This is a genomic window from Caulobacter sp. BK020 (assembly GCF_004342605.1).
Classification (GTDB): domain Bacteria; phylum Pseudomonadota; class Alphaproteobacteria; order Caulobacterales; family Caulobacteraceae; genus Caulobacter.
The window spans coordinates 48,925-56,792 of sequence record NZ_SLZL01000025.1 but is presented as its reverse complement, the minus strand read 5'-3'; the positions used below and the strand labels follow the sequence as shown (position 1 = coordinate 56,792).

Genomic DNA, 7,868 nt, shown 5'->3' with positions numbered 1-7,868 from the left:
AGCTCCGCGCGCCGGCCTCTTGCCACCCACCAACACCAAGGCTCAAATCAACCCAGGACTCTCGTTATCGCTGGATGAAAAATGGGGGTCACGTCTCGCCGTGAGATGAAAGGCTGGCTCCCCTTCGCGAGGAAGGGGCGCGCCGCCCACGCTTTGAGAAACTCCGGTTTCGCCCTACCCTCACCCCATGACCGCGCGCTCCGTCATCCTGCCCGAACCGCTGGAAGCCTTCGTCGAGGCCCAGATCGCCTCCGGCGCCTGTCCCGACGCCGACGCGGTGCTGGCGGCGGCCGTCGATCTGCTGCAACGCGAGCAGCGCCGCGAAGCCGCGAAGGTCGAACGCTTCAAGGCCCTGATCCAGGAAGGCCTCGACGACCTCGACGCGGGCCGTTTCGAGATCGTCGACGACCTTGGCGCCTGGTTCGATCAGATCGAGGCGGAACTGGACGAGGCCTCGCACGCCGCGTGAAGCGATCGCGGCTCACGTCCGGCGCCCGCCGCGACGTGGCGGCCATCCTGGCCTGGAGCGAAGCCCGGTTCGGTAAGCGCAACGCCGCCTCTACCGCCTGCTGCTGGAACGGGCCTTCACGGCGCTGCGCGAGGATTCCAGTCGGCCCGGCGTCCGGACCGATCCCGATCTGCCGCCCGACCTGCGCCTCTATCCCATCCGCTTCAGCCGCGCCGACCTGCCGCCCGACGAACGCGTGGGCCATCCCCGGCACGTCGTGGCGTTCCGGCTTGAAGGCGATGAGGTGGTGATCCTGCGCGTGCTGGACGAAGCGATGGACGTGCCGGAACGGTTGGGGTGATCTCGCCGGCCAGGCCCAGAGACCCCTCATCCGTCGGCTTCGCCGACACCTTCTCCCGCGAGGGGAGAAGGAGACCTATTGCGCCTTCCGGCCCGCCTTCAGCGCGAGCGCTGCGTCACCGCTGGCCGCTTTGGTGCAGGCGACGGCGGCGGCTTTGCGGGTCTCGGGCGCGCCGGGACTCTGAGAGCCCCCTCGAAGGGCGCTCGCCAAGGCGGGAGCCCCCTCACCCCGCCAGCGCCCCCCAGGCCACGACCCCCCGCCGCCCCTCCACGAGGAACGGCCGTCCGGCCGGCTCGGCGAGGCCGTCGTCCGGCGGTCTTCGGCGCTTCCTCCCCGCCCTCAGCACCGGCGGCGGGGCGGCGCGGTCGGGGGGTTCGACGAAGAACGCGCCCAGCGGGGCGCCCAGGACCAGGGCCAGGCGGTCGAGCAGGTCGACGGTGGGGTTCTCGCGGCCGCGTTCCAGGCCGCTGACATAGGTGCGGTCGACGCCGGCCTCCTGGGCCAGCCGCTCCTGGGTGAGGCCGCGCGTCACGCGCAGGCGGCGCAGGTTCCAGCCCACGCGCGCACGCTCGTCACGACCGCCGCGCGGGGGATTGTCCGACCGCTGTTCCATCGCCCCAGTATGGAACAAAACGGGTACGACGCAATCCCCGGCGACGGTCAGGGCGCGTCGGCGGCGCCTAGCAGGTCGGCGGCGCTCGCGTCCAGGGCGCGGGCCAGGCGGACGAGGACGGTGAAGGGCGGGTCGGCGTCGCCGGCCTCGATCGCCGCGACCGCCTCGGCGTCGAGGTCCGCGGCGGCCGCCAGGCCCTCGCGGGTCCAGCCCCGCGCCTCGCGGCGGTCGCGGAGCGCCCGGCCCAGCCGTCCGAGATCCGGCCTAGCCATGGCGGCGAAGTCCGGTCGGAGGGCGGCGGCGCGCGGGCGGGGCGATGGGTCGGCGGCGGGTCATCCGACGACAGAACAGCAAGCCGGCCCGTCAAACCACGGACTATAGACCACAGATTTCCGATTTCGCCGGAGGTCCAGGCCCTAGCCGACGCCCGCCACCAGATCGGCGGCCCGGACCTCCAGCGCCTGGGCGACGCGGAACAGGGTGGTGACGCTGGGATTGCGCTCGCCGCGCTCAAGGAAGCCGACATAGTTGCGGTGCAGGCCGGCGCGCTCGGCCAGGAGTTCCTGGCTGAGGCCCAGCGCCTTGCGATGGCGGCGGATTTCGCGCCCCAGGGCGAGGAGATCGTCTTTGTCGGCCACGCCGGACCGTTGCCTTGGTCGGCGTCGCATTCTACATACTGACAGTGTGTATTTTCTCAACCAGGAGGCAAGTCACGCCATGAAACCCATCGCCGACCGCCATCCCGTCGACGTCCATGTCGGCCAAGCCGTGCGGTGGCGGCGCAAGCTGCGGGGCCTGAGCCAGGAGGCGCTGGCCAGGCGGCTGGGCCTGACCTTCCAGCAGGTGCAGAAGTACGAGACCGGCGCCAACCGGATCAGCGCCTCGGCCCTGCACGCCATCGCCCGGGCGCTGGAGGTTCCGGTGGCGGCCTTCTTCGAGGGCCTGCCGGACGCGGCCGATAGCGCGCCGGCGACGGGCGAGGCCGAGGCCGGCGCGTCGCTGACCGCGCGAATGCTGGGCGCGCCCGGCGGCCTGGCCCTGGCCGAGGCCTGGCTGGACCTGCCGCCCGGTCCGCTGCGTCACCGCCTGGCCGCCCTGGTCCAGACGACGGCGGCGGCGCTGCGCGGCGCGGCGGCGTAGGGCGCGCGGCCGGGGACGCGCCCTCGCAGCGTGTCCCCAGAGTTCGCACTGAGCCAGGGCTTGGGGACACGCCGCAAGGGCATGTCCCCGTCACTGTGGCGGACAAGCCGCTGATCTTGCTGCGCTAAAACTTTATGCCCCTCACCCTCTCCGGGCGCCCTTATCCTGGTCTCACCTCGACGCGGGGAAAGGGCGCATGGCCAGCGACCGATGCGGCGGCGGGGGGCGATCGAGCGGGACTGGGCTGGAGGGGGTTACTCCAGCGTGTCCGGGGAGCCTGGCGTTGCAGGCCCCGCCCGCCGTCGGCGTCGATGGGGACCAAGCGCGTGATTGCCTGGCGGCCCGCGCCCCTGTCGTCCGGTTTCTCCCCAAAGGGATCGAGACCGGGTCCGGCTAAGCGTTAAGAGCGCTGCCTACCGGACGCTGGCGAATAACGAGCGCGCGGAGCGATATGGGCTTCGTCGAAACGGTAATAACTCAAAGACCTCCGGACGATGTCCGGCGCTCCGCGACCCTTTCCATCCGCTCAGCGAGTGATCGCGTGAGGATGAGAGATCGTGCCCGCGAACACTTGCCCCCACCTGACCGCTTCGCGGTCTGTCCGCCCCCATGGGGGGCGGAGCCAGCGCTCTTCCCCCTCTGGGGGAAGACGACCGCGAAGCGGTCCGTAGGGAGCAAGTGATCGCCTCCCCCGGTCCTTGAAACAAAAAAGGAGCCCTTCCAATGACCCAGCCCCGCGCCAGACGCGTCCGCCGACCCCGGCTCAAGCGCGCCATGAAGGGCTACATCAAGGCGATGCGAAAAGCCGGCTTCGTCCGGGCGGCGATCGCCAAGTTCGCCCAGATCCGCCGCGACCATCCCCACGACGCCCACCAGGCTCTCCTCCACTTCCCTCGCTGGGTGCGCCAGATGGCCGAGGACGGCGTCGCGCCGCCCGAGCCGGACATGTGGGCCTTCTACTGGCGAGGCCGGGGCGAGAAGAACCGGGGCCAGCCTAAGCCCCCCGCTTCAGCCGCTCGCGATACGCCCCCGAGCTCGCCACATAGCCCTCGGCGTCGCCATAGGCCTGGAAGTCGCGATAGCGCTCGTGGCTGCCCTTGACCTTCAGGGCGTGCTTGATCGGGCACCAGTACTGCTCGGTGCGGGCGGTGATCTCGCGGGCGTAGGCGATGACCCCGTTGCCGTAGCCGCAGAACACGCAGTTGAGCTTCTGGACGGGGTTCAGATAGCCCAGCCGGTGGCGGTCGATGACGACATAGTCGGAGCGTTTGACCCGCTGGATGCCCCAGGCGGTGAAGCAGCCCAGCTGGTAGAGGCTGACGCTGAGGTCGAGGATCATCAGCGGCAGGGCCATGCCGTAGATCAGCGGCATGGTCAGCAGGGTCGGCCACGGGGTGGCGGCCAGGCGCAGGCCCTTGCGGTGGGCGCGCTGGCGGCGCAGGGCGTCGGCCTTGAAGCAGGGCTTGCCGCCCTCGATCACCAGGCCGGCGGCGGCGCTCCGCTCGGCGTCCCGCGCGGCGAAGGCGGCCTCGATCTGCGCTTCCACCAAGCGCAGGCGGTCGATCAGCTGTTCGAGGGTTTCGTCGGCCATGGCGGGAGCATGGGGCGAGTCGCCAGGGAAGGCGCGGGCCGTCTGAGATAGGGCGAGGCGGGGCGGGGCGAGGCGGGGCGGGGCGAGGGGGGCGAGACGGGGCTTTCCCGCCGGCCGCTGAACGCGTTAGGCTTGGTCCATGCCTCACCTGGTTTCGAGTTCCCGCCGCCTGGTCCCGATCCTGCTGCTCGGTCCCGCCCTGCTCGGCTTGATCGCCTGCTCCCGCACCGACGACCGGACCCACGACCCGGCGGCCGGCTCCAGCCAGACGCCGATCGCCCAGCCGGACGCCGCCCCGGTCGCCGGCGGCCCCACCACCCTGAAGCCCGGCCTGTGGAAGACGGTCACCCAGACCCCGGCCGGGCCCGAGGATTCGACCCAGTGCGTGGGCCAGGGCTTCGACCCCGGCGCCGAGGCGGCCCGCAAGGTCTCGCCCTGCGGCAATCCGACGGTGACGCGCACGGCCGACGGCTTCCGCCTGGACCACGCCTGCCAGAAGGACCACATCGACTACGCCCTGACCGGCCGGGTCAGCGGCGACTTCGTGACCACCGCCAGGACCGACCTGGAGCTGGTCGTCTCGGCCTTCGGGCGCAAGCAGACCCTGCGCCTGAACGCGGTCAGCACCTACCAGGGCCCCTGCGAACCGGGGGCGCCGACGGCGGGCAAGCCGGCGACCAAACCCCCCGCTTCATAAGGGCGCAAACCACCTCCGCGCGAAGCTGTGGCATGGGGGCCACGGCGCCGGACGATCGTGCGGAACGGCGCCGGGCCGGGGAACGCTCGGCCCTGGCGCAGCCTTCTATTGTCGAGGGCCGGCGCCACGTCCGGACGCCGCCCGAGGAGGCGACGACGTCATGAACGGTCCGCTTTTGACCCTGGTCCCCGAACAGACCGGCCCCGTCGAGGTCTATGATCTCGGCCGCGGGCCCGAGACCACCACCCAGCGCGTCCGGCGCCTGCAGCGCGAGGCGCGGCTGCTGGCCCGCGAGCAGGTCGAGGCCCTGGCCCGCGACCTGGAGGACCTGGCGCGGCGAGCCGGCGAGATCGCCGAGGGCGGCGAGGCCTATGCGGTCGGCGTGCGCGAAATGGCCTCGCGCCTGGCCTCCGACCTGCCCCAGAAGTCGCAGAGCCTGCTGGCCATCCTCAGCCGCTCGGGCAAGGACTAGGAAAGGCCGCGAGGGGGAGCGTCGAGGCTGGTCAAACCGTCACATCGGCGCGCTAGATGGCCGCCATGACCCTGCTGACCCGACGCGCCCTCACCACCGCCGCCCTGGCGGGGACCCTGACCTCCGGCCTGAGCTTCGCGGCGGACCCGAAGCGGCCGATCGTCATCGCCCACCGCGGCGCCTCGGGCCTGCGCCCCGAGCATACCCGGCTGGCCTACGACCTGGCCATCGACCAGGGCTGCGACTTCATCGAGCCCGACCTGGTCCCGACCCAGGACGGCCACCTGATCGCCCGGCACGAGAACGAGATCGGCGGCACCACCGACGTCGCCAGCCGCCCGGAGTTCGCCGGCCGCAAGGCGACCAAGACCATCGACGGCCAGGCGGTCACCGGCTGGTTCACCGAGGACTTCACCCTGGCCGAGATCAAGACCCTGCGGGCCCGCGAACGCCTGCCGCAGCTGCGTCCCGGCAACACCAAGTACGACGGCCAGGCCCCGCTGCTGACCTTCGACGAGGTCGTGGCCATAGCCAAGGCCGGCGCCCGGCGCACCGGCCGGACGATCGGCGTCTATCCCGAGATGAAGCACCCCAGCTACTTCGCCGGCATCGGCCTGCCGCTCGAGGACCGCCTGGTGGCCCTGCTCAAGAAGCACGACCTGGACTCCGCGACCGCCCCGGTCTTCGTCCAGTGCTTCGAGGTCACGCCGCTGAAGAGGATCCGCGGCAAGACCCGGGCGCGGCTGGTGCAGCTGACCGCCGGCGAGGGCGGCCCGGCCGACCTGCCGAACGCGACCTACGCCCAGCTGTGCAGCCCCTCGGGCCTGAAGGGCGTCGCGCTCTACGCCGACGGCCTGGGACCGGAGAAGACCCAGGTGGTGCCGCAGGACGCCGCCAACCTTCTGCCGGCCACCGCCCTGGTGAAGGACGCCCACGCCGCTGGCCTTGTCGTCCATCCCTGGACCGTGCGGGCCGAAAACTACTTCCTGCCCTCGTCCCTGCGCCGGGGCGACGCGGCGGCCGCCGACTACCTGGCCCAGCCGGGCGAGGTCTCGGCGGTGTTCAAGGCGCTCTACGCGGCCGGCGTCGATGGCCTGTTCAGCGACTTTCCGGGCCTGGCGGCGGCGGTGCGGGGCTAGCCGCGCCCTTGCGGCGCGGGGCGGCTCAAGGCAGCGTGCGCGTCCGTTTCGACTGGATGCGCCTTCCATGATCCTCCGCCTCGCCGCCGCGGCCGCCGCCTTCGCCCTGCTCGCGGCTCCCGCCGTGGCCGCCCCGCCCGCCAAGGCCGCGGCAGGCGCCAAGCTGGACGCGATCGCCGGGGACTTCGTGCGCCTGACGCTGGAAGCCGGCGAGCGCGAGCCGGGCTATGTCGACGCCTATTACGGCCCCGCCGAATGGGCGACCGCCGCCAAGGCCAAGCCCCGCGAGGTCCCCGCCCTGCGTGCCGAGGCCAACCGGCTGGCCCGCGCCCTGAAGGCCGTCGACGGCAAGGCGCTGGGTCCGGACGAGGTCCGCCGCAAGGCCTTCCTGGCGGGCCAGGTCCGGGCCGCCCAGACCCGCCTGGCCATGCTGGCCGGCCAGAAATTCAGCTTCCAGGACGAGGCCGAGGGTCTGTTCGGGGTGCGGCCGCCGATCAAGCCGCTCAGCGCCTATGACCCGATCCTGGCCCGGATCGACAAGCTGGTCCCCGGCGAGGGCGACCTGGCGACCCGCGTCACCGCCTTCCAGGCCCGCTACACGATCCCGACCGACCGGCTGGAGCTGGTGATGAAGGCGGCCATCGCCGAGTGCAAGGCGCGGACGCAGGCCCACATCGCCCTGCCCAAGGGCGAGCGCTTCGACCTCGCCTTCGTCACCAGGAAGCCCTGGAGCGGCTACAACTGGTACAAGGGCGGGGCCCACAGCCTGATCGAGGTCAACACCGACCTGCCCACCCCGATCAGCCGCGCCGTCGACTTGGGCTGCCACGAGGGCTATCCGGGCCATCATGTGCTCAACGCCCTGCTGGAAGAGAAGCTGACCAAGGGCAAGGGCTGGGTCGAGTTCAGCGTCTATCCGCTGTTCTCGCCGCAGTCGCTGATCGCCGAGGGCTCGGCCAACTATGGGATCAAGCTGGCGTTCCCGGGGGCCGAGAAGCTGGCCTTCGAGCGCAAGACCCTCTACCCGCTGGCCGGCCTGGATCCGGCCACGGCCGCCACCTACGACGCCCTGACCAAGGCCACCGCCGACCTGGCCAGCGTCCAGAACACCATCGCCGATCTCTATCTGTCCGGAAAGATGGACAAGGACGCCGCCGTGGCCGCCCTGGCCAAGTACGCCCTGACCACCCGCGCCAAGGCGGAGAAGTCGCTGAGCTTCATCGAGACCTATCGCAGCTACCTGATCAACTACAACCTCGGCCAGGACATGGTCCGGGCCTACGTCGAACGGGCCGGCCCGTCTCAGGACGCGCGGTGGAAGCGGATGGAGGCGGTGATCTCGCAGCCGACCACGCCGGCGGACCTGGCGCGGTAGAGAATCTCAAGGCGGACGCCTCCAGGGCTTGA

The 7,868-nt window shown here is 71.6% G+C and carries 10 protein-coding genes and 1 pseudogene; 6 read left to right on the top strand and 5 right to left on the bottom strand.

Features of this window, described 5'->3' with window-relative positions; all coding sequences use genetic code 11:
• Positions 1-187 precede the first annotated feature (187 nt).
• On the top strand, positions 188-469 hold the full coding sequence (locus tag EV278_RS21715) for a hypothetical protein (protein WP_243692293.1): 282 nt from the start codon (positions 188-190) through the stop codon (positions 467-469).
• Between the two features lie 563 nt (positions 470-1,032).
• Here the strand turns inward: EV278_RS21715 and EV278_RS21705 are convergent.
• From EV278_RS21705 to EV278_RS21695, 3 genes are all read right to left on the bottom strand, one after another.
• Positions 1,033-1,422, bottom strand: coding sequence for a helix-turn-helix transcriptional regulator (locus EV278_RS21705; protein WP_132095973.1), 390 nt, complete (start codon positions 1,420-1,422; stop codon positions 1,033-1,035).
• 47 nt (positions 1,423-1,469) lie between these two features.
• Positions 1,470-1,694 carry a helix-turn-helix domain-containing protein gene (locus EV278_RS21700; protein ID WP_132095971.1) on the bottom strand — a complete coding sequence of 75 codons (225 nt, stop codon included), beginning with the start codon at positions 1,692-1,694 and terminating at the stop codon, positions 1,470-1,472.
• Between the two features lie 144 nt (positions 1,695-1,838).
• The gene (locus tag EV278_RS21695) at positions 1,839-2,060 is read right to left on the bottom strand and encodes a helix-turn-helix transcriptional regulator (RefSeq protein ID WP_207905544.1); all 222 of its coding nucleotides are present in this window, start codon (positions 2,058-2,060) and stop codon (positions 1,839-1,841) included.
• 79 nt (positions 2,061-2,139) lie between these two features.
• On the opposite strand from EV278_RS21695, the gene EV278_RS21690 reads away from it, so the two are divergent.
• Positions 2,140-2,562 carry a helix-turn-helix transcriptional regulator gene (locus tag EV278_RS21690; RefSeq protein WP_132095967.1) on the top strand — a complete coding sequence of 141 codons (423 nt, stop codon included), beginning with the start codon at positions 2,140-2,142 and terminating at the stop codon, positions 2,560-2,562.
• A 173-nt stretch (positions 2,563-2,735) separates the two neighbouring features.
• Here EV278_RS21690 and EV278_RS24545 read toward each other — a convergent pair.
• Both EV278_RS24545 and EV278_RS21685 read right to left on the bottom strand, forming a co-directional pair.
• Positions 2,736-2,827: pseudogene (locus EV278_RS24545) on the bottom strand (hypothetical protein); the annotation flags it as partial.
• A gap of 729 nt (positions 2,828-3,556) precedes the next feature.
• Positions 3,557-4,153 (bottom strand): hypothetical protein, encoded by a 597-nt coding sequence (locus tag EV278_RS21685; protein WP_132095965.1) that lies wholly within the window; start codon positions 4,151-4,153, stop codon positions 3,557-3,559.
• A 139-nt stretch (positions 4,154-4,292) separates the two neighbouring features.
• On the opposite strand from EV278_RS21685, the gene EV278_RS21680 reads away from it, so the two are divergent.
• The 4 genes from EV278_RS21680 (at position 4,293) to EV278_RS21665 (ending at position 7,836) form a co-directional block, all read left to right on the top strand.
• Entirely contained in the window at positions 4,293-4,850 is a 558-nt protein-coding gene (locus EV278_RS21680; protein WP_132095964.1) for a hypothetical protein, read from the top strand.
• A 160-nt stretch (positions 4,851-5,010) separates the two neighbouring features.
• Positions 5,011-5,322, top strand: a complete 312-nt coding sequence (locus tag EV278_RS21675; RefSeq protein WP_132095962.1) for a hypothetical protein — start codon at positions 5,011-5,013, stop codon at positions 5,320-5,322.
• 56 nt (positions 5,323-5,378) lie between these two features.
• Positions 5,379-6,461: a glycerophosphodiester phosphodiesterase gene (locus EV278_RS21670; RefSeq protein ID WP_132095960.1), complete on the top strand. Its 1,083-nt coding sequence runs from the start codon at positions 5,379-5,381 to the stop codon at positions 6,459-6,461.
• A 67-nt stretch (positions 6,462-6,528) separates the two neighbouring features.
• Positions 6,529-7,836, top strand: a complete 1,308-nt coding sequence (locus tag EV278_RS21665) for a hypothetical protein (protein WP_132095958.1) — start codon at positions 6,529-6,531, stop codon at positions 7,834-7,836.
• Positions 7,837-7,868 lie beyond the last annotated feature (32 nt).